25 protein-coding genes and 1 tRNA gene are annotated in these 23757 nt (G+C 62.8%); 20 read left to right on the forward strand and 6 right to left on the reverse strand.

The features are described 5' to 3' along the window. Positions 1-104: 104 nt before the first annotated feature. Complete coding sequence (locus NDO48_RS13470; RefSeq protein ID WP_267321638.1) at positions 105-257, reverse strand: hypothetical protein; 153 nt, start codon at positions 255-257, stop codon at positions 105-107. Positions 258-462: 205 nt separating this feature from the next. On the opposite strand from NDO48_RS13470, the gene coaD reads away from it, so the two are divergent. Genes coaD through tgt form a run of 6 tightly spaced genes read left to right on the forward strand, consistent with a single transcriptional unit; the run spans position 463 to position 4771 of the window. Beyond that, positions 463-963, forward strand: a complete 501-nt coding sequence (gene coaD / locus NDO48_RS13475; RefSeq protein WP_018428005.1) for a pantetheine-phosphate adenylyltransferase — start codon at positions 463-465, stop codon at positions 961-963. 17 nt (positions 964-980) lie between these two features. Next, positions 981-1568: a peptidylprolyl isomerase gene (locus NDO48_RS13480; RefSeq protein WP_018428004.1), complete on the forward strand. Its 588-nt coding sequence runs from the start codon at positions 981-983 to the stop codon at positions 1566-1568. A gap of 25 nt (positions 1569-1593) precedes the next feature. Continuing rightward, positions 1594-2109 carry a peptidylprolyl isomerase gene (locus tag NDO48_RS13485; protein WP_018428003.1) on the forward strand — a complete coding sequence of 172 codons (516 nt, stop codon included), beginning with the start codon at positions 1594-1596 and terminating at the stop codon, positions 2107-2109. 3 nt (positions 2110-2112) lie between these two features. Then, entirely contained in the window at positions 2113-2562 is a 450-nt protein-coding gene (locus NDO48_RS13490) for a DMT family transporter (protein WP_018428002.1), read from the forward strand. Then, positions 2562-3638 (forward strand): tRNA preQ1(34) S-adenosylmethionine ribosyltransferase-isomerase QueA, encoded by a 1077-nt coding sequence (gene queA / locus NDO48_RS13495; RefSeq protein WP_267321639.1) that lies wholly within the window; start codon positions 2562-2564, stop codon positions 3636-3638. The genes NDO48_RS13490 and queA overlap by 1 nt, the downstream gene beginning before the upstream one ends. After that, positions 3635-4771, forward strand: coding sequence for a tRNA guanosine(34) transglycosylase Tgt (gene tgt / locus NDO48_RS13500; RefSeq protein WP_267321640.1), 1137 nt, complete (start codon positions 3635-3637; stop codon positions 4769-4771). Before queA ends, tgt begins: the two co-directional genes overlap by 4 nt. Position 4772: 1 nt before the next feature. On the opposite strand, the gene dinB is transcribed toward tgt, so the two are convergent. Then, positions 4773-6020, reverse strand: coding sequence for a DNA polymerase IV (gene dinB / locus NDO48_RS13505; RefSeq protein WP_267321641.1), 1248 nt, complete (start codon positions 6018-6020; stop codon positions 4773-4775). A 145-nt stretch (positions 6021-6165) separates the two neighbouring features. On the opposite strand from dinB, the gene NDO48_RS13510 reads away from it, so the two are divergent. From NDO48_RS13510 to NDO48_RS13525, 4 genes are all read left to right on the forward strand, one after another. Beyond that, positions 6166-7140, forward strand: coding sequence for a threo-3-hydroxy-L-aspartate ammonia-lyase (locus tag NDO48_RS13510; RefSeq protein WP_267321642.1), 975 nt, complete (start codon positions 6166-6168; stop codon positions 7138-7140). A 176-nt stretch (positions 7141-7316) separates the two neighbouring features. After that, entirely contained in the window at positions 7317-8078 is a 762-nt protein-coding gene (locus tag NDO48_RS13515; RefSeq protein ID WP_018427997.1) for a class I SAM-dependent methyltransferase, read from the forward strand. Between the two features lie 127 nt (positions 8079-8205). Then, the gene (locus tag NDO48_RS13520; protein WP_267321643.1) at positions 8206-9798 is read left to right on the forward strand and encodes an ABC-F family ATP-binding cassette domain-containing protein; all 1593 of its coding nucleotides are present in this window, start codon (positions 8206-8208) and stop codon (positions 9796-9798) included. 96 nt (positions 9799-9894) lie between these two features. Beyond that, positions 9895-11448, forward strand: coding sequence for an acetolactate synthase large subunit (locus tag NDO48_RS13525; protein WP_267321672.1), 1554 nt, complete (start codon positions 9895-9897; stop codon positions 11446-11448). A 39-nt stretch (positions 11449-11487) separates the two neighbouring features. Here NDO48_RS13525 and NDO48_RS13530 read toward each other — a convergent pair whose 3' ends face one another. Beyond that, positions 11488-11901, reverse strand: coding sequence for a DUF4864 domain-containing protein (locus tag NDO48_RS13530; protein WP_267321644.1), 414 nt, complete (start codon positions 11899-11901; stop codon positions 11488-11490). 181 nt (positions 11902-12082) lie between these two features. On the opposite strand from NDO48_RS13530, the gene NDO48_RS13535 reads away from it, so the two are divergent. The 6 genes from NDO48_RS13535 to NDO48_RS13560 all read left to right on the forward strand — a co-directional run bounded on the left by NDO48_RS13535 (position 12083) and on the right by NDO48_RS13560 (position 17327). After that, positions 12083-12319, forward strand: coding sequence for an Lrp/AsnC family transcriptional regulator (locus NDO48_RS13535; RefSeq protein WP_026227201.1), 237 nt, complete (start codon positions 12083-12085; stop codon positions 12317-12319). Positions 12320-12506: 187 nt separating this feature from the next. Further along, positions 12507-13919, forward strand: a complete 1413-nt coding sequence (locus NDO48_RS13540) for a circularly permuted type 2 ATP-grasp protein (RefSeq protein ID WP_267321645.1) — start codon at positions 12507-12509, stop codon at positions 13917-13919. A 17-nt stretch (positions 13920-13936) separates the two neighbouring features. Then, positions 13937-14878, forward strand: coding sequence for an alpha-E domain-containing protein (locus tag NDO48_RS13545; protein WP_267321646.1), 942 nt, complete (start codon positions 13937-13939; stop codon positions 14876-14878). Between the two features lie 12 nt (positions 14879-14890). Continuing rightward, positions 14891-15685 (forward strand): transglutaminase family protein, encoded by a 795-nt coding sequence (locus NDO48_RS13550; protein ID WP_267321647.1) that lies wholly within the window; start codon positions 14891-14893, stop codon positions 15683-15685. A 34-nt stretch (positions 15686-15719) separates the two neighbouring features. Further along, the gene (locus NDO48_RS13555) at positions 15720-16451 is read left to right on the forward strand and encodes a proteasome-type protease (protein WP_018427989.1); all 732 of its coding nucleotides are present in this window, start codon (positions 15720-15722) and stop codon (positions 16449-16451) included. Between the two features lie 105 nt (positions 16452-16556). Continuing rightward, positions 16557-17327, forward strand: a complete 771-nt coding sequence (locus NDO48_RS13560; RefSeq protein WP_018427988.1) for a DeoR/GlpR family DNA-binding transcription regulator — start codon at positions 16557-16559, stop codon at positions 17325-17327. A 39-nt stretch (positions 17328-17366) separates the two neighbouring features. On the opposite strand, the gene NDO48_RS13565 is transcribed toward NDO48_RS13560, so the two are convergent. From NDO48_RS13565 to NDO48_RS13575, 3 genes are all read right to left on the reverse strand, one after another. Beyond that, positions 17367-17855 (reverse strand): BA14K family protein, encoded by a 489-nt coding sequence (locus NDO48_RS13565; protein WP_267321648.1) that lies wholly within the window; start codon positions 17853-17855, stop codon positions 17367-17369. 186 nt (positions 17856-18041) lie between these two features. Beyond that, entirely contained in the window at positions 18042-18566 is a 525-nt protein-coding gene (locus NDO48_RS13570; protein WP_267321649.1) for a BA14K family protein, read from the reverse strand. Positions 18567-18693: 127 nt separating this feature from the next. Beyond that, positions 18694-18769: transfer RNA gene (locus NDO48_RS13575), tRNA-Lys, on the reverse strand. Positions 18770-18990: 221 nt separating this feature from the next. On the opposite strand from NDO48_RS13575, the gene NDO48_RS13580 reads away from it, so the two are divergent. The 4 genes from NDO48_RS13580 to glmS all read left to right on the forward strand — a co-directional run bounded on the left by NDO48_RS13580 (position 18991) and on the right by glmS (position 23706). Then, entirely contained in the window at positions 18991-19329 is a 339-nt protein-coding gene (locus NDO48_RS13580; RefSeq protein ID WP_267321650.1) for a hypothetical protein, read from the forward strand. Between the two features lie 197 nt (positions 19330-19526). Then, complete coding sequence (locus NDO48_RS13585; protein ID WP_267321651.1) at positions 19527-20273, forward strand: cytochrome c biogenesis CcdA family protein; 747 nt, start codon at positions 19527-19529, stop codon at positions 20271-20273. A gap of 95 nt (positions 20274-20368) precedes the next feature. Then, the gene (glmU, locus tag NDO48_RS13590; RefSeq protein WP_018427982.1) at positions 20369-21739 is read left to right on the forward strand and encodes a bifunctional UDP-N-acetylglucosamine diphosphorylase/glucosamine-1-phosphate N-acetyltransferase GlmU; all 1371 of its coding nucleotides are present in this window, start codon (positions 20369-20371) and stop codon (positions 21737-21739) included. 143 nt (positions 21740-21882) lie between these two features. After that, entirely contained in the window at positions 21883-23706 is a 1824-nt protein-coding gene (glmS, locus tag NDO48_RS13595; protein ID WP_018427981.1) for a glutamine--fructose-6-phosphate transaminase (isomerizing), read from the forward strand. Positions 23707-23757: the final 51 nt, after the last annotated feature.

A 23757-nucleotide genomic window follows, 5' to 3' on the forward strand; every position in this document is an offset into this window, starting at 1 on the left:
CCAGCGCCGTTAACAGTGCTGGGTCAAGTGTTTGAGCCGGTTTGTTGAAGAGAAAAGAGCGGCGCCTATGAGGCGCCGCTTTTGCCTGGAGGGGCAGAAATCGGTCAGCGCGGAAGGCGCTGGTTGCGCCAGCCCGGCAGCTGCACGTGGGCCGTCTGCACCTTGGTGCGGACGCGGTGCGCCTCCTGGTGGAGCGCGAAAGCGGTGGCGACAAGCATGGCCAGAGTCATGGCCGCGGCGAGCATATAGATCATCATGGCGCTGTTCTCCTGCTTGAAACAACGGACGAACCGCTATTTGGTTTCATCTATCGTAGAGATGATTTATTCACGTCCGCTTGAACCGATCCTGAGATTGCCGTTCATCCCGCATTCATTTTGTAAACCAAGCGTACGGCGGCGTTGCCCAACTTGGCGGTAAAGTGCGCTTCCACCTTCGGCGCCGATGTTCTAGAAGCAGCCCATGACAGATCGCATCGCCATCTATGCCGGGTCCTTCGACCCCCTCACCAACGGCCATCTCGACGTCCTCAAGGCGTCGTTGGCCGTGGCCGACATCGTCTACGCCGCAATCGGCATCCATCCCGGCAAGAAGCCGCTGTTTTCCTTCGAGGAGCGCGTGGCGCTGATCGAGGAAGCGACGAAGGCCGAGTTTGGTGCCGATGGCGGACGCATCAAGGTGGTGGCTTTCGACGGGCTGGTGATCGACGCGGCGCGCAAGCAGGGCGCCTCGATCATGATCCGCGGCCTGCGCGACGGCACCGACCTCGATTACGAGATGCAGATGGCCGGCATGAACGAGACCATGGCGCCCGAACTGCAGACGGTGTTCCTGCCGGCGAGCCCCTCGGTCCGCACGATTACCGCCACACTTGTGCGCCAGATAGCTTCTATGGGCGGCGACATCCGCCCGTTCGTGCCGGCGGCGGTCGCCGGCGCGCTCACGGCAAAATTCGCGAAATAATCCCGGAGTTTCCGATCATGCAGCTCAAGAAGCTTGCCTCGTCATTCGTTGTTCTTGCAGGCCTTTTGGCCGGTTCGGTGGCGGCCTTCGCTGCCGATCCCGAAAACACCATGATCATCACGCTGAAGAGCGGCGATGTGACGATTGCGCTGCGGCCCGACCTCGCGCCCAAGCATGTGGCGCAGATCAAGACGCTGGTGCGCGAAGGCGCCTATGACAATGTCGTGTTCCACCGCGTCATCGGCGGCTTCATGGCCCAGACCGGCGACGTCGAGTTCGGCAACCAGAACAACAACTACAATCCGGCGCGTGCCGGCATGGGCGGCTCGAAGCTGCCGGACCTGCCGGCCGAGTTTTCGCAGGAGCATTACAAGCGCGGCGTTGTCGGCATGGCCCGGTCGCAGGACCCGAATTCTGCGAATTCGCAGTTCTTCATCATGTTCGACGCAGCGCCCTCGCTCGACGGTCAGTACACCATCGTCGGCGATGTCGAGAGCGGCATGGATCTGGTCGACGGCATCAAGAAGGGCGACGCGGCGCAGAACGGCGTCGTCAGCGACCCAGACAGCATGATCAAGGTCCGCATCGCCGCGGACAAGAAATAACCTGAAGCAAGGAAGGACTTTCACAATGGCCGAGATCAAGGATCGCGAAAACGCGCTGATCATGGAAACCACCAAGGGCAAGGTGGTCATCGAACTGCTGCCAGACCTCGCCCCCGGCCATGTCGGCCGCATCAAGGAACTGGCTCGCGAGGGCGCCTATGACGGCGTCGTGTTCCACCGCGTCATCGAGGGCTTCATGGCTCAGACCGGCGACGTGCAGTACGGCAACTCGACCAAGTCGTCGTTCAACCCGTCGCGCGCTGGCATGGGCGGCTCGGACAAGCCGGACCTGAAGGCCGAGTTCAACAACATGAACCACAGCCGCGGCACCTGCTCGATGGCACGTTCGCAGAACCCGAACTCGGCCAACTCGCAGTTCTTCATCTGCTTCGAGGATGCCGGCTTCCTGAACCGCCAGTACACGGTCTGGGGCCAGGTTATCGAAGGCATGGAAAATGTCGACAAGATCAAGCGCGGCGAGCCGGTGCAGGATCCCGACAAGATCGTGTCGCTGAAGGTTGCAGCGGACGTCGCGGAGTAAGAAATGGCTGGCGCTCTCTGGTCGCTTCTCGGCGTTCTGGCGGGCGCCTTCATTGCCATTCAGGCTCCAATCAATGCGCAGCTGGCGCGCGGGCTGGGTGTGCCCGTCGCGGCGGCTGCGATTTCGTTCTTGTCCGGCGCGATCGTGCTTGGCGTGATCACCGTTCTCACCACCCGCACGCAAGGTCTGGTCATTGACTGGAAAGCACCGGCGCCCTGGCTGTTCGTGGCCGGTGGCGCGCTGGGCGCTGTTTATGTGACGAGCTCGGTGCTTCTGACCCCGCGTATCGGTGCTGCAGCACTGATGGCTTTCCTTGTGGCGGGACAGTTGCTGGCCGGCATGCTGGTCGACAAGGCCGGCCTGCTGGGTGTTGCCGTACGTGAGATTTCCATGGGTCGCATCGTCGGCGCCATGCTGCTGCTCGCAGGCGCACTGATGATCCGTATCTACTGATGCGTGTAGACCTTTTCGATTTCGAACTGCCGGAAGAGTGCATCGCGCTGCGTCCTGCCGAACCGCGCGACACGGCGCGGCTGCTCAGCGTGCGCCCAGGCGAAGCGCTGGCTGATCTGTCGGTGCGCGACCTGCCGTCGTTACTCGAGCCCGGCGACGTGCTTGTTCTCAACGACACGCGCGTCATCCCGGCTCAGCTCAAGGGCCGTCGGGTGCGCGGCGAGGCTGTCGCCCATGTCGACGCGACGCTGCACATGCGCACTGCGCCTGACCGCTGGTTGGCGTTCATGCGGCCGGGCAAGCGGGTGGCGGTCGGCGACCGCATCCAGTTCGGTCACGACGCCGAGGCTTGCATGCTCGGGCAGCTGGACGCCAGCGTGATCGAAAAAGGCGAGGGAGGCGAGGCGCTTCTGGCCTTCGATCTCGCCGGACCAGCGCTGGACGAGGCGCTGCATGCCGTCGGCCACATTCCGCTGCCGCCCTATATCGCCTCCAAGCGCGATGATGACGAGCGCGACCGCAAGGATTATCAGACCGTCTATGCCCGCGAAGAGGGCGCGGTCGCAGCGCCCACTGCCGGCCTGCATTTCACACCCGAGCTGTTTGCGGCGCTCGAGGCACTCGGTATCGAAAAGCAGTTCGTGACGCTGCATGTCGGCGCCGGCACCTTTTTGCCCGTGAAGGCCGACGATACCGCCGAGCACAAGATGCATGCCGAGATCGGCCATGTCTCGGCCGAGACCGCGGCCGCATTGAATGCGGCGCGGGCGCGGGGCAACAAGGTGGTCGCCGTCGGCACCACCTCGCTGCGCCTGATGGAGAGTGCGGCGCGCGCCGACGGCACGCTGGCCGCCTGGTCAGGCCCGACAGACATCTTCATCACGCCCGGTTACCGCTTCAAATTCGTCGATGCGCTGATGACCAATTTCCATCTGCCGCGCTCGACGCTGTTCATGCTGGTCTCGGCCTTTGCCGGGCTGGAGCGCATGCACGAAGTCTATGCACATGCCATTTCGAACGGCTACCGCTTCTATTCCTACGGCGACTCCAGCCTGCTGTTCAGGGACGACCGATGAGTTCTGAGTTCACCTTCAAGCTGCTCGCGACCGACAGCAAGGCGCGGCGTGGCGAAATCACCATGCCGCGCGGCACCATCCGTACTCCGGCTTTCATGCCTGTGGGCACCGGCGGCACTGTCAAAGCGATGTATATGGACCAGGTGCGCGGCGTTGGCGCCGATATCATCCTGGGCAACACCTATCATCTGATGCTGCGCCCCGGCGCGGAACGCGTGGCCAAACTCGGCGGCCTGCATGATTTTGCACTCTGGCCGCATCCGATCCTGACCGATTCCGGCGGTTTTCAGGTGATGTCGCTGTCGAAGCTGCGCAAGATCAGCGAAAAGGGCGTGACCTTCCGCTCGCATATCGATGGTGCGCCTTATGAGATGTCGCCGGAGCGCTCGATCGAGATTCAGGGCCTGCTCGATTCCGACATCCAGATGCAACTCGACGAATGCACCGCATTGCCGTCGACGCCCAAGGAAATCCAGCGCGCCATGGAGCTGTCGCTGCGCTGGGCCGAACGCTGCAAGACGGCTTTCGGCGACCAGCCCGGCAAGGCGATGTTCGGCATCGTTCAGGGCGGCGACATTCCCGACATGCGCGTGCGCTCGGCGCAGGCACTGAAGGCGCTCGACCTCAAGGGATATGCCGTCGGCGGCTTGGCGGTCGGCGAACCGCAGGAGGTGATGCTCGACATGCTCGACATCACCTGTCCGGAACTGCCGGCCGAGAAGCCGCGCTATCTGATGGGCGTCGGCACCCCTGACGACATCATCAAATCGGTGGCGCGCGGCATCGACATGTTCGACTGCGTGATGCCGACCCGTGCCGGGCGTCACGGCCTTGCCTACACCCGTCGCGGCAAGGTGAATTTGCGCAACGCCCGCCACGCCGACGATCCGCGTCCGCTGGACGAAGAGAGCGATTGCCCGGCCGCGCGCGACTATAGCCGTGCCTACCTGCACCACTTGGTGAAGTCGGGCGAGTCGTTGGGCGCGATGCTTCTGACCTGGAACAACCTGTCCTATTACCAGCATCTGATGAGCGAAATCCGCGCCTCGATCGAGGCCGGGCGCTTTGCCGATCGGACCGCCGAGATCAGCGAAGGCTGGGCGCGGGGCGATGTACCGCTGCGCAAAGGCTGAGCTAAAGCTCCTTTTCGGCGAGTTCGCGGAAGGCATCGGGCACCGAGCCTGCGCGTCCGAGTGCCACCGAGGCGTATCCGACTGCTCCCCAGCCGAAACGTTCGCGGATGGCGTCCATGGCGCGGTCGGCGCCCCAGCGCGCCTGGCCCTTTTGCGTGCCCGGCCGGTGCTTGTCGTCGGCGAGGCCCAGCGGCAGTTCGAGCTGCAGGCCCGAATGTTCCTCCAGATGCGAGACCGAGATTGCCAAGAGCGAGATGGTGCGTTCGCCGGGATATTGGGCAAGTACGCCGCGCACCAGTTCCTCCGCGATTTCGGAGATCATCGCGGTGGCGGAAATCGGTGCGTCCAAGGTGATCGACCGCGTCACCGAACGCAGATCCGCAAAGCGGACGCGGGCGGTAACGGTGCGCCCTGGGCGCGACTTGGCGCGGAGGCGCGAGGCGACGCGGTCGGCGAGATGGCGCAGGGCGGGGATGTAGATTTCGGGTCGTGCCAGCTTCATGCCGAGCGCCGACTGGGCGCCGGCGGAATGGGCGCGGCGATGCGGCTGGAGACGGCGCGGATCGCGGTTCCAGGCAAGTGCCGATAGTTTTTCGCCCGCGGCAGGGCCGAGCAGGCGTTCCAACACCTGCCGGTTGGAATTGGCCAACTGGCCGATGGTGGTGATGCCGGCATCAGCCAGGCGCTTTTCGGTCGCCGGACCGACGCCCCACATCAGGCCGACGGGCAGTCCGTGCAGGAAGGCGATTTCGGTGCCTTCACCGACCAGGACAAGGCCGTCGGGTTTGGCGACCTGCGAGGCGATCTTGGCGAGATGTTTGGTGCGGGCGACGCCGACCGAGATCGGCAGGCCGAGCTCGGTGCGAACCCTGTGTCGGATCTCTTGCGCAATCTCCTCTGGCGAACCGAAGAGATGGGTGCAGCCGGCGACATCGGCGAAGGCTTCGTCGATGGAGATGCGCTCGACGACAGGCGTGAAATCGCCAAGCACCGCAATCGCTGCGTCTCCCAGCCGCTGGTATTCCCTGAAATTGCCGCCGACGAAGATCAGCCCGGGGCACAGTTCACGGGCGCGGCGGCCCGGCATGCCGCCACGGACGCCGAAGGCCTTGGCCTCGTAAGACGCGGCGAGCACCACCCCACCGCCGACGGCAACGGGTTTGCCCAGCAAGCTCGGGTCGAGCAGCTGCTCGACCGACGCATAGAAGGCGTCGAGGTCGGCATGCAGGATGGTGGCTGCGCTTTCCATGGGGGCGCTCTGGTGAAAATGAATTGGAACATAAAGAGAACGCGCGCACGAAAAGTCAAGCGCTGGCGCAAGCGGTGACGCCTGGTGCGGGCTTATAGAAACAGTTGGTCTCGACTATGGTGCTGCGCGATCCAAGGAGAATCTCATGACCGTCTCGCCGCGCGTTCCGACTTTCGAAGACGTCAAGGTTGCGGCTTCGCGCATTGCCGGCCACGCGCATCGGACGCCGGTGCTGAGTTCGCGTACAGCCAATGCCAAGGTTGGCGGCGAGCTGTTCTTCAAGGCGGAGAATTTGCAACGGGCTGGCGCCTTCAAGTTTCGCGGCGCCTACAATGCGGTTTCGGCGCTGTCATCAGAAGCCAGGCAAAAGGGTGTCGTCGCCTATTCCTCCGGCAATCATGCGCAAGCGCTCGCATATGCAGCAACGCTCCTCGGCGCGCCGTCGGTCATCGTGATGCCCAAGGATGCACCAGAGATCAAGGTCGCAGCAACCAGGGGCTATGGCGCGGAGGTGGTGTTCTTCGACCGTTACACTGACGATCGCGAGGCGATCGCGCGGGGCATCTCGGAGGCGCGCGGTATGACCATGATTCCACCCTTCGATCACCCAGACATCATTGCTGGCCAGGGCACGGCGGCACTGGAACTGATCGACGAAGTCGGGCAACTCGACATCCTCATCGCCCCGCTCGGCGGTGGTGGCCTGCTTGCCGGCTGCGCGCTGAGTGCCAAGGCGCTGGCTCCAAGCTGCCGCGTCATCGGCGTCGAGCCGGAGGCAGGCAATGATGGCCAGCAATCGTTGCGCAAGGGCGAGGTGGTGCGCATCGCGCCGCCCAAGTCGATCGCCGACGGGGCGCTGACCACTTTTGTCGGCGACAACAATTTCCCGATCCTGCAGGCCAAGGTCGACGATATTGTCACCGTCAGCGATGCGCAGCTTGTGTCGACGATGCGCTTCTTTGCCGAACGCATGAAGGTGATCGTCGAGCCGACCGGCTGCCTGGGGGCGGCTGCAGCGCTCAACGGTGTCATCGACTGCGCAGGCAAGCGCGTCGGCATCGTGCTCAGCGGCGGCAATGTCGACCTGAAGGCGCTGAGTGGGTTTTTCGCACAGGCCTGATATCCGGCCGGAGCCTGTAATTTCTCATGTCGCAAGACGTGGTGTCCAGGCCACAGCCAAAGCGCAAAGCTCCGCTCTGAAGATTTCGTGGCTGGACGCGGCAAGCAAGTCAAGCCTATGGCGCAGCTGTGCTCGGCCTCGTGAAGGTCGGCGAAAATTGCCAGGGACAATCGTGGATGAACAACAGATACGGAACGCTTGCTTCCTGGGTCTACAATCTCGACAAGCCTGTCGGCCGCTCTTTCGGCGATATCGAATATTATCGCGAACGTCTTTCTGAATGCACGGGCCCGCTGCTGGAGCCTGCCGTCGGCAATGGCCGGTTCTTCGTGCCGATGCTGGAGGCCGGCCTGGATATCTGGGGCTTTGATCCGTCGGAGGAAATGCTCGGCCATTGCCGCACGGCTTGCGCGGAGCGTTCGCTCGATGAGGCGCGGCTGAGCCGCGGGACGTTCGAGAACTTCAGCTGCGAGCGCAGGTTCGCGGTGATCGTCGTGCCGCTGGGCTCGTTCCAACTGATCACCGATGTGGCTGCGGCGAAGGCTACATTGCGGCGGTTCTTCGATCATCTGGTGCCCGGTGGCAGGCTGATGATCGACCTCGATGCCATCGGCGGCTTCCTGGGTGAGGGCGGCCGGGTGCGTAGCTGGAACACGGGGAAAGGCGACCTGCTGACGCTGACCGACACGCGTGTTTCGACCGACTACGTCGCGCAGACGACGGTGACGCATTTGCGCTACGAGCTATGGAAGGACATCAAGCTCGTCGACACCGAGCTCGAGCTGTTCAGCCTGCGCTGGTGGGGCGTCGAGGAGTTCGCCATGGCTCTGCGCGAGGCGGGTTTCGTCGATGTCGTTGCCTCGGGTGACTATCGCTACGGGCAGGCGCCGGCCAAGGGCTGTGACACGATCAGCTTCGAGGCGGGCCGGCCGGAATGAATTCAGTGGCTTGAACCTTTGCGGCAGCTCGACTATTTAGCGGCCATCAGCAATTTCAACAGGATGTGTGCATCAATGGATTTTGACCCGACAGCAACGCCGAACCGCTTTGCCATTGGGGAATTCCATGCCTGCATCAATCTCTCTGTCGAATATTTCCTGGTCCACGCCTGACGGCCGGATACTTCTTTCTGATCTATCGCTGAATTTCGAGGCCGGCCGCTCGGGGCTTGTCGGACGCAACGGCGTCGGCAAGTCGACGTTGCTGCATCTGATATCTGGCTCCCTGCAACCGCAGGCCGGCAAGGTGTCGGTCAGCGGGACGCTGGGACTGCTGCGCCAGGCGGCGCAGGTATCTGCTGGCGAAACCGTGGCCGACCTCTTCGGCGTTTCGACAGGGCTGGACCTGCTGCGCCGGGCCGAGGCCGGACTTGCAGATGTCGATGAACTCGCCGATGCGGACTGGACGCTGGAGGCGCGCATTGGGGCGGCACTGGCCCGCGTCGGGCTGAGCGCCGAACCCGACACCGGGCTTTCAGCACTTTCAGGCGGGCAGCGCACACGCGCCGGGCTTGCGGCGCTGATCTTCGGCGAGCCCGACTTCATCCTGCTCGACGAGCCGACCAACAATCTCGACCGCGACGGGCGGGCGGCGGTGATCGACCTGCTGGCCGGCTGGCGCGGCGGCGCCATTGTCGTCAGCCACGACCGCGAGTTGCTCGACACGATGGACGCCATCGTCGAGCTGACGTCGCTGGGGACGACACGCTATGGCGGCAACTGGAGCCATTATCGCGAATGCAAGGCGATAGAGCTGGTCACAGCTGAGCACGATCTGGTCGATGCCGAAAGGCGGGTATCGGAGATTGCCCAGAAGGCCCAGGCGACGGCGGAACGCAAGGCGCGCAAGGACGGCACCGGCAAACGCAAGGCCGCTAAGGGCGACATGCCGCGCATCCTGATGAACGGGCTAAAGAACCGCGCCGAGAACACTTCGGGTGAAAACATCCGCCTGACGGAGCGCCGGCGTGTCCAGGCGGAGGCGGATGCAGCGGCCGCCCGAGAGCGGATCGAGGTGCTGCAGCAGATCTCGCTGAAGCTGCCTTCGACGGGCCTGCCGTCGAGCAAGGCCGTGCTGCGGATCGGCGGGCTGTCGGCAGGCTACGAACCGGGAAAACCGGTCATCAGCGACTTCTCGCTTGATCTGACCGGGCCGGAGCGTGTTGCCGTCAGCGGCGGCAATGGATCGGGCAAGACCACGCTGCTCAGGGCGATCTCGGAAAAGCTCGAGCCGTGGGCAGGCAGCGTCTCCGTGCTGACCAGTTATGCCATGCTCGACCAGCAGGTCGGGCTGCTCGATGCCAAGGCTTCGATCTGTGACAACTTTCGGCGCATCAACCCCAAGGCGGACGAAAATGCCTGCCGGGCGGCGCTGGCTCGCTTCATGTTCCGTGCCGATGCGGCGCTGCAGATCGTGGGCAGTCTGAGCGGCGGGCAAATGCTGCGGTCAGGGCTTGCCTGCGTGCTCGGCGGCAAGTCGCCGCCGCCATTGCTGATCCTCGACGAGCCGACCAACCATCTGGATATCGAGTCAGTCGAGGCCGTGGAGGCGGGATTGCGAGCTTATGACGGGGCGTTGCTGGTGGTAAGCCACGACCAGGCGTTCCTCGACGCGATCGGCATCACCAGGCGGGTCGAGATTAAGCCTGCACCAACATGAGGTGAGCGGAGCCGGCTTGTGCCGTGTCGCTATCTGGCGAAGATGGGGCCGAATATTGGGGATGAGACGATGAGCGAAGCCGGGCGAACGACGCACGTGAATGGAGCCGACGTGCTGACTGACGTGCTTCTGCTCAACGGTGTCGATGTCTGCTTTGCCAATCCCGGCACGTCGGAGATGCATTTCGTGGCGGCACTCGACCGCAAGCCGCAGTTGCGCTGCATCCTCGGGCTGCACGAGAATGTCGTCACCGGTGCGGCCGACGGCTACGCCCGGATGACGGGCAGGCCGGCGGCCACGCTTTTGCATACGGGGCCGGGGCTGGCCAATGGCCTTGCCAACATGCACAACGCAAGGCGCGCCCGCACGCCTATGATCAACATCGTCGGCGACCACGCCTCCTACCATCTGCCGCTCGATGCGCCGTTGACCAGCGACATCGACGCCCTGGCGCGGCCGATGTCGAACTGGGTAAGGCGGGTGCGCGGCCCGGATGACGTCGGGCCAGCGGCGGAGGCGGCCTATCGCGCTTCGCTTTCGCCTGCCGGCGTGGCGACGCTGATCCTGCCGGCCGATGCGGCCTGGGGCGAGCCGACAGGCGCGAGGCAGGTCGCGAAAGTGGTTCTCGACCCGCCGCGCCCGCCGGATCCCGATGCCATTCGTGAAGTCGCGAAGGCTATTCGCGCCAATCCCGGTAGGGTCGGCATGGTGTTGAGCGGATCTGCCGTGTTGGCCGACGGGCTCGAGCTTGCCGGACGGATCGCCAGCGACTGCAATGTCCAGCTGTTCAACGAGGTGCTTGTCGCCCACACACAGCGCGGCCGCGGACGGACAGCGCCGGGGCGCATTCCATATCCGATCGACATGGCGCTGGATTTCCTGCGCGACATCGACGTGCTGGTGCTGGTCGGTGCGCCGGAGCCTGTCGCCTTCTTTGCCTATCCGGGCAAGCCGGGCCGACTGGTGCGCGCGGATTGCAGCGTGCTGAAGCTTGCTCGGCATGGCGACGATCTGCTGGCGGCGCTGGATGCGCTGCGCGACGAACTGGGGGTGAAGCGGGGCGGGATCGTGCCGCTGGCGCTGCCGATGGACGAAGGCGTGCCCAGTGGGCCGCTGACCGACGATGCGGTGGCGGTGATCGTTGCGGCGAAACTGCCCGATAATGCGATCATTGTGGAAGAAGCCGTCACATCGGGGCGCCGCTTCTTTCCGCTGTCGGCCTTCTCGGCGCAGCACGATTTCATCATGACCACTGGTGGTTCCATCGGCGAGGGCATTCCGCTGGCGACAGGGGCAGCCGTGGCCTGTCCCGACCGCAAGGTGATCAACCTGCAGGCCGACGGCAGCGCCATGTACACGGTCCAGGGGCTGTGGACGCAGGCGCGTGAGAATCTCGACGTGACGACGATCATCTTCTCGAACCGGACCTACGCCATCCTGCATGCCGAGATGCGCAATGTCGGTGTGAAAAACGTGGGCCGGAACGCGACACGGATGCTGGACCTCGAAGGACCGGCGCTCGATTGGGTTGCGCTGGCGCGCGGCATGGGCGTGGAGGCGGCGCTCGCCACGACATGCGAAGAGTTCATGAAACTGTTCGATGCGGCGCTCAAGCGCCGCGGGCCGTTCCTGATCGAGGCGCGCCTCTAGCGGTACACAATTTCGGTTGTTCGGTTCGGATTGCCCAAGTCAGGTGCTGAGCGAGTTAGACGCGCGCAGGCTGACGCCTGTGATTCGCCAGACGCCGTCGGGCTGGAGTTCGAGCGTGTATACGGCCTCGTAATCCTTGCCGTCGGGACCGACAATCATGACCTGCTGGACGATCGAGGTCGGGCTCATTTCTTTCGACTCGCCGAAAGCAAAGCTTTGCGCGCGGTAGACGGGTTTGTAGCCGCCCGATACCATGCCCATGAAGATGTCGAGCGTGGGAAAGATTCGCTTCACATTGGGGGCGGCGTAGCCATAGGCAGCTGCATTGTCGCCGGCGCGAAAGGCCTGGAGCTGGGCCGAAATGCTGTCCTGTGCAGACTTGACGTCGGCATCGCCGGCAAAGGCCGGAAAGGTCAGGACCAGGCTCACGAGAAGGGCTGCTGCGCGGTGCATCTGCAAGTCTCCCCTGGTGACGGCATGGGACCGTCCCCGTTTCCATTGTAACATACGCAGCCGAGACCCCAGCGGTTTCAGGCCTTGTGCGTTTGTGCCGGAAGGGCCGGGCCGGCTTGAAAGCGCGGGCGCGTTCTGCGACAAGGCCGCAGATAACGACAAGCCCGGACGGGACGGTGCGATGAAGACCTTTTTCGTGCAGATCAAATGCGAACTCGGCAAGGCCTATGAGGTGGCGAGCGCGCTCGCCGACGCCGAGATCGCCTCGGAGATTTATTCGACTGCCGGCAACTACGATCTCTTGGCGAAGTTCTACGTCGACGACGAAACCGATGTCGGCCATTTCGTCAACGAGCGAGTCCATGCCATCGGCAACATCAAGGACACGTTCACCACGGTCACATTCCGGGCATTCTAGGGCGCGCCTCTAAAGGCGGGCCCGGCTTACTGAGCCGGATACGGGCAGCAATACGCCCAAAAAGCCGGCTTGCTGCCGAAGCGGCGGGCATTTTCGCTGAAATTGAGCCGGCTGCGCGCCAAATGGGCGATTGCGCTTGATTTTCTCCCTTCAGGTCATTTCACTGACCTCAGAGGGGAGTTCATCTGTGGTTGCATTCGACGAAATGCTCCCGGCCGATGCCGGGTTGAGACGGCCCTACGAAGCGTATGACGGCTGGCTGAAAAACCAGGACCCCGCTCGACTTACCGAAAAGATGCATGATGCCGAACGGGTGTTCCGCAAGACCGGCATCACCTTCGCCGTCTATGGCGAGCAGGAGGCCTCCGAACGACTGATCCCGTTCGACATCGTGCCGCGCATCATCTCGGGCAATGAATGGCGCAGGCTGACGCAAGGCATTGAGCAGCGCGTCCAGGCGCTCAACGCCTTTCTCGACGACATTTACCACCGCCAGGAAATTCTTCGAGCCGGGCGCGTGCCGCGCGAGCTGATCGCCACCAACGAGGCATTCCTGCCCGAGATGATCGGGGTGAGGCCGCCCGCCGGCGTCTACACCCATATCATCGGCGTCGATATCGTGCGCATTTCCGAAAACGAGTTCTATGTGCTCGAGGACAATGCGCGCACCCCGTCTGGGGTCTCCTACATGCTGGAGAACCGCGAGACGATGCTGCAGCTGTTTCCCGAGCTGTTCCAGCGCATCAAGGTGCAGCCGGTCGAGAACTATCCGCAACTGCTCAGGCAGTCGCTGTCGGCCGTGTGGCCGAACGGGGTGAGCGGCGCGCCGACAATAGCGGTGCTGACGCCGGGAAGTTTCAATTCGGCCTACTTCGAACACGCGTTTTTGGCCGACCAGATGGGTGTGCAGCTTGTCGAGGGGCAGGATTTGCGCGTGATCGACGGGCGTGTAGCGATGCGCACGACCGAAGGCTACAAGCAGATCGACGTGCTCTATCGCCGTGTCGACGACGCCTATCTCGATCCGCTGACCTTCAAGCCGGATTCAGCACTCGGCGTGCCCGGCATCATGGACGTCTACCGCGCCGGCAACATCACCATCGCCAACGCGCCGGGCACCGGCATTGCCGACGACAAGGCGATCTATTCCTACATGCCCGAGATCATCGAGTTCTACACCGGTCGCAAGCCGATCCTCGGCAACATCCCGACATGGCGCTGCTCTGAACCGGACAGCCTGAAATATGTGCAGGAGCACCTCGCCGAACTGGTGGTAAAGGAGGTGCATGGCTCGGGCGGCTACGGCATGCTGGTCGGGCCCGCCGCGTCCAAGAAGGAGCGCGAGGAGTTTTCAAAGAAGCTCGCAGCTCGGCCATCGAACTACATCGCCCAGCCGACGCTGTCGCTGTCGACATGCCCTGTGATGACCGAGAAGGGGCTGGCGCCACGCCACGTTGACCTCAGGCCGTTCGTGCTGGTGTCAGATCGCATCCGCATTGTGCCGGGCGGCCTGACACGGGTTGCGCTCAAGGAAGGTTCGCTTGTGGTGAATTCATCTCAAGGCGGTGGAACCAAAGACACCTGGGTTTTGGACGACTAGGGGGACGCAGAGACTTCATGCTTCTGGGACGCACCGCCAACGGCCTCTACTGGATGAACCGCTACATCGAGCGGACTGAGAACATGGCCCGGCTGATCGATGCCGGGCTGCGTATGGCGCTGACGCGCAGCCAGGATGCATCGGAGGAATGGAACTCGGTGCTGCTGTCGGCGGGAGCGGCCGATTCGTTTTCTGCCAAGCACAGCGACTACACGGCCGAAAATGTCGCCGATTTCCTGCTGCGCGACATGTCCAACCCTTCGAGCGCGGTGGCGGCGATCGAGACGGCCCGCAACAACGCCCGCATGGTGCGCACGGCGCTGACGCGCGAGACGTGGGAGAGTATCAACGAGGCCTGGATGTCGCTGAAGCGCATGCTGGCCACCCCGATCGACCAGCGCGAGCTGCCCAGCGTCCTCGATGCCATCAAGCGTGAGACGGCGCTGATCCGCGGCTCGTTCTACGGCACCATGCTGCGCAACGAGATTTTCGACTTCGCCCAGCTCGGAACCTATGTCGAACGAGCCGACAACACGGCGCGCATCCTCGACGTCAAATATTACGTGCTGCTGCCGTCGATCTCGTGGGTGGGGTCGTCGCTCGACAACTATCAGTGGGAATCGATCCTGCGCTCGGTGGCGGCACACCGCTCCTATCGCTGGGTCTACGAAGCCGAATACAAGCCGACCAACATCGCCGAGTACCTGATCCTCAATGTGCGCATGCCGCGCTCACTGACCTTCAGCTACCGCTTCATCGCCGAACACCTGAAATTCCTCTCCGAGGACTACAGCGCAAGGCACGAAAGCAACGATCTTGCCGACCGAATCTATGCGCGGCTGCGCGGAACCGAGATCAAGGATGTGTTCGAGGGCGGGCTGCACGAGTTCCTGGCTGACTTCATCCGCGACAACAACAGACTGGGCGACCAGGTAGCCCAGGATTTCGGCTTCTATTGAGCGGGTATGGCCATGCGGCTCAAGGTTTCGCATCGCACGGAATACAACTACGACCAGCCGATCCGCTACGGCCTGCAGCGCATCAGGCTTTGGCCGGCTAGTGGGCCGGCGCAGACCATACTGACCTGGACCCTGCAGGTGGAAGGTGCCCGCGAAGAGGTGCGCTTCCTCGACCAGTTCGGCAACGACACGCGGCTTTTGTCCATCGACGGGGATCCGCATACGATCAGTGTCGTGGTCGTGGGTGAGGTGGAGACCAATGAGGTATCAGGCGTCTCAGGTCCGCACCGAGGCTTTGCGCCGCTTTGGCTGTTCCAACACGAGACGCCGCTGACAGCGCCGGGGCCAGCGATCAAGGCGCTGGCTGCTGATCCGGGCGAGGGCGGCGAGCTCGAGCGGCTGCATCGGCTTATGGCCGAGATCCGCAAACGCGTCGCCTATGTGCCCGGTACGACCGACACAGGCACGACCGCCGAGCAAGCGCTGAACAAGGGCACCGGCGTCTGCCAGGACCATGCCCACATATTTGCGGCCGCAGCCCGGCTGTTCGGCTTTCCGGCGCGCTATGTCAGCGGCTATTTGATGATGAACGACCGGGTCGAGCAGGCGGCGACACATGCCTGGGCAGAGGCCTATGTCAACGGCCTCGGCTGGGTCGGCTTCGATGCGGCCAACGGCATTTCGCCGGACCAGCGCTATGTGCGCGTGGCGGTGGGCCGCGACTACCGCGAGGCGATGCCGATTTCGGGCATTCTCGTCGGTCAGGCGCAGGAACGGCTTGCAGTCCACATCACGGTAGAGCAGTAATCCCCGGGAAAAGCTCGCCTTTGGACTGGAACAGATGACTTATTGCGTCGGCCTCAAGATTGATCGCGGATTGGTGTTCATGTCGGACACCCGCACCAATGCCGGCATCGACAGCATCTCGACGTTCCGCAAGATGAAGGTGTGGGAAAAGCCGGGCGAGCGCGTGATCGTGCTTATGTCGGCGGGCAATCTCGCCACCACGCAGGCCGTGGTCAGCCTGCTTGACGAGCGCACGAAGGCAGTTTCCGAGCGCGCGCCGACGCTGTTCGAGACGCCCTCGATGTATCAGACCGCCTGTCTGGTGGGCAGCGTGGTCAAGGAGGTCATTGCGCATTCGGCGCCTGCGGGCCAGACGGCGGACTCGAGCTTCAATGCCTCCTTCATCCTCGGTGGCCAGATCAAGGGCAGCGAACCCAGGCTGTTCATGATCTACCCCGAAGGCAATTTCATCGAATCGACCGACGACACGCCGTTCTTCCAGATCGGCGAGACCAAGTATGGCAAGCCGATCATCGTGCGCGCCTATGACCGTGAGATGAGCTTTGCCGAGACAGTGAAGCTTCTGATGGTGTCTTTCGATTCGACGCTGAAATCGAACCTGTCGGTCGGCCTGCCGCTCGATCTGCAGTTCTATGAGAAGGATGCGCTGAAGGCGGGCCTGAAGAAGCGCATCGGCGCCGATGATCCCTATTACAAGACGATCTCGGACGGTTGGTCGAACGCGCTCAAGGTCGCGTTCCAGAGCCTGCCGGACTTTCCGGACTAGGCTCGCGTTGAAGGGCGCGTGCTTTCGGTGCCGCTTTCGAAATGGCTTTTCACTGCTTTCGTATTCCCCTATCGTTTGTAAAAACGAACTCAGGGGAACGTTGAAATGTATCTTTCGCCGCGCCAGTCGGAAATCGTCCAATTGGCCAAGGACAATGGGCGGGTGCTTGTCGACGATTTGGCCGCGCATTTTCAGGTGACGCCGCAGACCATCCGCAAGGACCTCAACGATCTCTGCGACCAGCGCCTATTGAGCCGCATCCATGGGGGCGCGCTGTTTCCCTCCGGTATCGAGAACCTCGAATATGAGGCACGGCGCAAGATCGCGGCCGACGAGAAGGACGCGATCGGCCAGGCGGCGGCACGTATCATCCCCGACAACGCGTCGCTGTTCGTCAACATCGGCACCACGACAGAAGCCGTGGGTAAGGCGCTGCTCGACCACAAGGGGCTGATGGTCATCACCAACAACATCAACGTCGCCAACCGGATGAGGGTCTATCCCGACATGGAGGTGGTGATCGCGGGTGGCGTGGTGCGTGGCTCGGACGGTGGCATCGTCGGCGAGGCGGCCGTCGATTTCATCCGCCAGTTCAAAGTCGACTATGCGGTCATCGGCGCATCGGCTATCGATCATGACGGGGCGCTGCTCGATTTCGACTTCCGCGAGGTCAAGGTGGCGCAGGCGATCATCGCCAATGCGCGGCATGTGATCCTGGTGTCGGACCGGACGAAGTTCGAACGCACAGCGCCGGTGCGCATTGCCCATCTGTCACAGATGGACACTTTCATCACCGATCACTGCGACATCCCCAGTATCCGCAAGATCTGCGCCGAATCGGACGTCCAGCTCATCGAAACAAAAAAGCCCGCGTAGGTGAACGCGGGCTTTTGTCGTCAGCCTGGCTGAGACGGCTCAATAGGGCGAATAGCACTGCTGACGCGGGCCGTTGTAGGGCTGGAAAGTATTGTCGGACGCCCGGTACGAACGGTAGCGGTTGTAGCACCACTGCACATGTGAATTGCCGTAGGCTGGCGTCACGTAGCGCGGGGGCGGAGGCTGGTTGAGCGCGCCGCCGATGATGGCGCCGGCTATGAAGGCGCCGGCAGGGAACCACCAGTCATTGTAGCGGCGATAGCCCGGGCGGTAGTCGCGATAGCCGCGATGCCCATTGAAATAATAGGCGTCGCCGCGGCGGACAAAGCGCGGGTTTATACCGGGACGCTCCATGCGCATTGGCCGATGGCGGCGCCAGTTGTTGTCATACTGAATCTGCTGAATGTCAGCCGAAGCTTGGGGCGCCTTGGGAACGAATGCCGGAGCCGCCGCAGCAGGCAGTGCTGCGCCGAACGCAAATGACGCGGCAAGTGCCGTCGCCACGAATCCAGAAAGCACCTTGTTCATGATCGTCTCCTGATGGGTTGATGTCCGGGCTGAGGAGTCAAACGATCTTCGCGAAGGAATGTTCCGTATTCAGGCTGAATGAGCACTGCCAAGTGCAGTATCGATGAAGTCGTGCGGAACGGGCGGATAGTGCAGAGACAGGCAAAGCCCCGCGCTTGTGGAAACGCGGGGCTTGATGCTGCTGGCTTAGCCAAAGGGCGAATAGCACTGCTGACGCGGGCCGCCATAAGGCTGGTAAGTATTGTCGTAGGCCCGATACGACCGGTAGTGGTCGTAGCACCACTGCGTATGGGCGTCGCCATAGGCGGGCGTGGCGTAGGTATAGGTCGGGCCTTCGTCATAGAGGGAGCTTCCGATCACTGCTCCGGCCAAAAAGGCGCCGGGGAAGAAGAAGTCGTCGTCGCGGAAGTGACGATGATGACGGAAGAAGAAATCGCGGTCCTGGACAAAGCGACGGCCAGCGAAACGGTCGTCATGCCGCACGAAATCGTGGCGCATGAAGACGTCACGATCGCGCAAGCCGCGTGGTTCGAATCGCATTCCTCGATCCATGTGCATAGCCATCGGGTGGCCATGCGGGATCCACATCGGACCTCCACCGGAAAAATGCGACATGCCGGAGAAATGCGCAGCGGCGGCTGGGGCAGCTGTCGCCATGCCAAATGAAGCCAAGATGGCCAATGCCATCAAACCTGATGTGACCTTGCTCATGATCGCCTCCTCATGAGATTAAGTTAGCATATGCTAATAAACGTCAGTGGAGCTGCGATTGTTCCTGAACGGTACGGCGCTCGCGGTGTCGTGAACCGTCGCCTGCACATAAGAATGAGAGAACAGGTGGTGAGCGCGCAGGGATTCGAACCCTGGACCTACTGATTAAAAGTCAGTTGCTCTACCGGCTGAGCTACGCGCTCCCGTAGGCCGCGCGGCGACCCCGAAATTGCGGCGGAACATAGGGAGAGTGCCCCGGCCGGTCAACCGGAAAAAAGCGCTCTCCATAGGTCGTCTATCGTGTGGGGCGTGCAGGAGCCCGGGATGCAGGCAATATTACCTGTGGATGATATTGCTGGCGTCATGGGCCGCTGCTAAATCGTGGTGCCCAATATCGGGCCCGCATCGATATGGAAATTCATAAATGCATATTGTTTTGAAACTCGCCGTTGCTTCGGTTCTGGCGGTATCGGCTCTTCCTGCCGTGGCACAAGCGGAAGACCTCGTCTTTACGCTCAAGAACGGCACCAGCTCGGTCCTGACGAATTTCTATGCCTCGCCTGTTGGCGTCGACCAGTGGGAAGACGACATTTTCGGCCGCGACACGCTGGGAGCAGGCGAGAGCATGCAGATTACCATCGCCGACGGCCGCAGTGTCTGCGAATACGACATGCGTTTCGAATTCGAGGAAGGCTCGTCGCTCGACACCACGACCGACAAGCAGAACCTCTGCGAGCTGGGCGAATACACGATCCACGAGTAATTCCGGGCCGGGGATTCGCGGCCGGCGGCGCGCCGCTAACGAAAACGTGTTCGGGCCGCGATGCCGGCCCGCACGACAAACGGCCTTTCGCCGGCATTGCCGGGTTGATAGCGCGCCGAAATGCCACGCAATGGTGATTGGTGCACTGCTGTGCGTGCCGCTATGACGGCGCGTGCAAGACCACGGAGCAGCACAGCATGGCATTGGATATCGGCTATCTCAGCGCATTGGGGGCGGGCGCCCTGTCGTTCCTGTCGCCTTGCGTCTTGCCGCTGGTGCCGCCCTATCTCTGCTACATGGCTGGCGTCTCGGTCGATGATTTCAAGGCCGACGGCGGCGTGGCCACGGTTTCGCGGGCGCGCGGCGCGCTGCTTGCAGCCTCCGTCTCCTTCGTGCTCGGCTTCACCACCGTGTTCGTATCGTTAGGCGCCGGCGCTTCGACCATCGGCCAGCTGCTGCGCACCTGGCAGGAGCCGCTGGCCATGGCTGCAGGTGTGCTGATCATCCTGATGGGCCTCAATTTCCTCGGTGTGTTGCGCATTCCCATGCTGTCGCGCGAGGCGCGTTTCCAGTCGCAGGGCAAGCCGGCGAGCAACCTTGCGGCCTATCTGATGGGGCTTGCTTTCGCCTTTGGCTGGACGCCCTGCATCGGCCCCGTGCTAGGACCGATTCTGACTTTGGCAGGCGGCCGCGAAACGGTGGGTGAGGGTGCGCTTCTGCTCGCCGTCTATTCGCTCGGGCTCGGCATTCCGTTCCTGATCGCTGCGATGTTCTCCGGCGCCTTCATGCGGTTCCTTTCCAAATTCCGTGTCCATCTCGGCAAGGTCGAGAAGGCGATCGGCGGGCTTCTGGTCGTTGCTGGCGTGCTGTTCCTGACCGGAGGCATCCAGACCGCTTCTTACTGGCTGCTCGAGCGCTTTCCCGTTCTTGGCCAGCTCGGCTGACATCGCGCCGAAATTGCGCCCGCATTGGAGCTGATAGCCGGCAATGCTAGAAAGGTGGCCGAATCCAGCCGCTTGTTTGCAACCGGGACGACGCCATGACCTCGAGAACCTGCCTGTCGATCATTCTTGCTGCCGGCGAAGGCACGCGCATGAAGAGCAGTCAGGCCAAGGTGCTGCACAAGATTGCCGGTCTGCCGCTGGTAGCGCATGTGGCAAAGGCAGCGGAAGCTGCCGGTTCGGACGCAGTCGCGCTGGTCGTCGGCCATGGCGGCGACGAGGTCCGGAAGGCCGCCGAGGGTTTTGCGCCGAAAGCGGAAGTGGTCGAACAGAAGGAGCGGCTGGGAACGGCGCACGCCGTGCTGGCGGCGCGCCAGGCAATCGCGCGCGGCTATGACGACCTGCTGGTCATGTTCGGAGACACGCCGCTGGTCGAGGCCGAATCGCTGGCCAGGGCGCGCGGCATGCTGGCCGATGGTGCGGCCGTCGTGGTCATCGGCTTCAGGCCGCCGAGCCCGGCCGGCTATGGCCGACTGATCGAAAGGGACGGCCGGCTGGTCGCTATCCGCGAGGACAAGGACTGCACCGACGAGGAGCGAAAGATCGGCTTCTGCAATGCCGGGCTGATGGCGATTTCAGGCAAGGATGCGCTGAAGCTGCTCGACCAGGTCGGCAATGCCAATGCCAAGGGTGAGTTCTATCTCACCGACATCGTCGAGATCGCCGACAAAACCGGCCTCAAGGTCGTTGCGACCGAGGCGAGCTTTGAAAGCGTGCTGGGCATCAACAACCGGGCGGAACTGGCCGAGGGCGAGGCTGTCTGGCAGAAGCGCCGCCGGCACCGGGCGATGCTTGAAGGTGCGACGCTGATCGCGCCCGAAACCGTCTATTTCTCCCATGATACGCAGATCGGCGCGGATGTGACGGTCGAGCCGAGCGTGTGGTTCGGCCCAGGCGTCAAGGTCGCCGACGGTGCCGTGATCCATGCGTTCAGCCACCTCGAAGGCGCTGACGTCGGCCCACGCGCCGAGGTCGGGCCGTTTGCCAGGTTGAGGCCCGGTGCGGATCTGCGCGAAAAGGCCAAGGTGGGCAATTTCTGCGAGGTGAAGAAGGCAACGGTCGAGAAGGGCGCCAAGGTCAACCACCTGACCTATATCGGCGATGCGCGCGTCGGTGCCGGTGCCAACATCGGTGCCGGCACGATCACCTGCAACTATGACGGGTTTTCAAAGTTCTTTACCGACATCGGCGAGGGGGCCTTTGTCGGCTCGAACACATCGCTGGTGGCGCCGATCGTCATCGGTGCACGCTCCTACATCGCCTCGGGCAGCGTCATAACAGACGAAGTGCCGGAGGATTCGTTGGCCTTTGGCCGCGCGCGGCAGAAGACTCTGCCCGGCAAAGGCAAGGAGCTGCGCGAGCGTTTTGCCGATGCGGCGGCCGCGAAGAAAAAATCGGCGGCAGAGTAACTTCGCTTCAATCCTGCCGTGCAATCCTGTCATCGCTTGTCGGCCCGAAAGGCTGATACGCAGCGAAACGGAATGTGATTTTCGCTGAACCCTGTGGCTGCCTAAAAGGCGGCCAGGGTTTTGTGGGACAGGAGGGGCGCACCATGTGCGGAATCGTTGGTATTGTCGGCCAGACACCGGTTGCGCCGCTGATCGTCGACGCGTTGAAGCGTCTCGAGTATCGCGGCTATGATTCCGCTGGTGTCGCCACCATCGAACATGGTGAGCTCGCCCGCCGTCGCGCCGAAGGCAAGCTCGTCAATCTCGAACGCCTGCTGAAGGCGGTGCCGCTGGACGGCAATATCGGCATCGGCCACACGCGCTGGGCCACCCATGGCGTTCCCAACGAGACCAATGCGCACCCGCATTTCTCCGAAGGCGTGGCGATCGTCCACAACGGCATCATCGAGAATTTTGCCGAGCTGCGCCAGGAACTTACAGCCGACGGTTACGAGTTCACGTCGCAGACCGACACCGAGGTGGTGGCGCATCTGATTGCACGCGAGTTGGCGAAAGGCGCGGATCCGGTCGATGCGGCGTACGCCGCGCTGAAGCGTCTCAACGGCGCCTTTGCGCTCGCCATCATGTTCAAGGGCGACGAGGACCTCATCGTCGGCGCCCGCAACGGCCCACCGCTCGCCGTCGGACACGGCGAAGGCGAGATGTTCCTTGGATCGGACGCCATTGCGCTGGCGCCGTTCACCAACTCGATCACCTATCTCGAGGATGGCGACTGGGCGGTGGTGCGTCGCACGCAGTTTCAGATCTACGACATGGATGCCAGGCCGGTGGAGCGTCCGCGCCGCCAGTCGGTCGGCACCAGCTATCTGGTCGACAAGGGCAATCATCGGCACTTCATGGAAAAGGAAATCCATGAACAGCCCGAGGTGATCTCGCACACGTTGGCGCATTACCTCGACTTCACGCAAGGCACCTCGAAGCCGCTCGACCTGCCGTTCAGCTTCGCCGACATCGACCGCATCGCCGTTTCGGCCTGCGGCACCGCCTATCTCGCAGGACTGGTCGGAAAATACTGGTTCGAGCGCCATGCGCGCCTGCCAGTCGACATCGACGTCGCCTCGGAATTCCGCTATCGCGAAATGCCGATCTCCAAGAACAGCGCTGCCTTCTTCGTGTCGCAGTCGGGCGAGACCGCCGACACGCTGGCCTCGCTGCGCTACTGCCGCAAGCAGGGCGTGCCGATCGGCGCCATCGTCAACGTGCGTGAATCGACCATCGCGCGCGAAGCCGACGTGACCATGCCGACCCTGGCCGGGCCCGAGATCGGCGTCGCTTCGACCAAGGCCTTCACCTGCCAGCTGTCGGTGCTCGCCTCGCTCGCCATCCGGGCCGCCTCGGAACGCGGCACAATATCAGCGGATGAAGAAAAGGCGCTGGTGCGCAGTCTCTCGGAGACGCCGCGCTATGCCGCCCAGGTGCTGAAGCTCGACAAGCAGATCGAGAAGGTGGCGCGCGAGCTCGCCTCCTACAAGCACGTGCTTTATCTCGGTCGCGACACCAATTTTCCGCTCGCCATGGAAGGTGCGCTCAAGCTCAAGGAAATCTCCTACATCCACGCCGAAGGCTATGCCGCCGGTGAGCTCAAGCACGGTCCGATCGCACTGATCGACGAGAACATGCCGGTCATCGTCATCGCCCCGCATGACCGCATCTTCGAAAAGACGGTGTCGAACATGCAGGAAGTGGCGGCCCGCGGCGGCAAGATCATCCTGATCACCGACCAGAAGGGTGCGGCGCAGGCAACGGTGAAGACGCTGGAGACCATCGTTTTGCCCGACGTGCCCGAGTTCATCGCGCCAATCATCTATGCGCTGCCGATCCAGATGCTGGCCTATTTCACCGCTGTGTTCATGGGCACCGACGTCGACCAGCCGCGCAACTTGGCGAAATCGGTGACGGTGGAGTAGCGGGGCTGCTTCTACCAACTGGCTAGTTCCAAACCGCTGTGCGTGCGGCTA

It is taken from the genome of Aminobacter sp. MET-1 (assembly GCF_026521175.1).
Classification (GTDB): domain Bacteria; phylum Pseudomonadota; class Alphaproteobacteria; order Rhizobiales; family Rhizobiaceae; genus Aminobacter.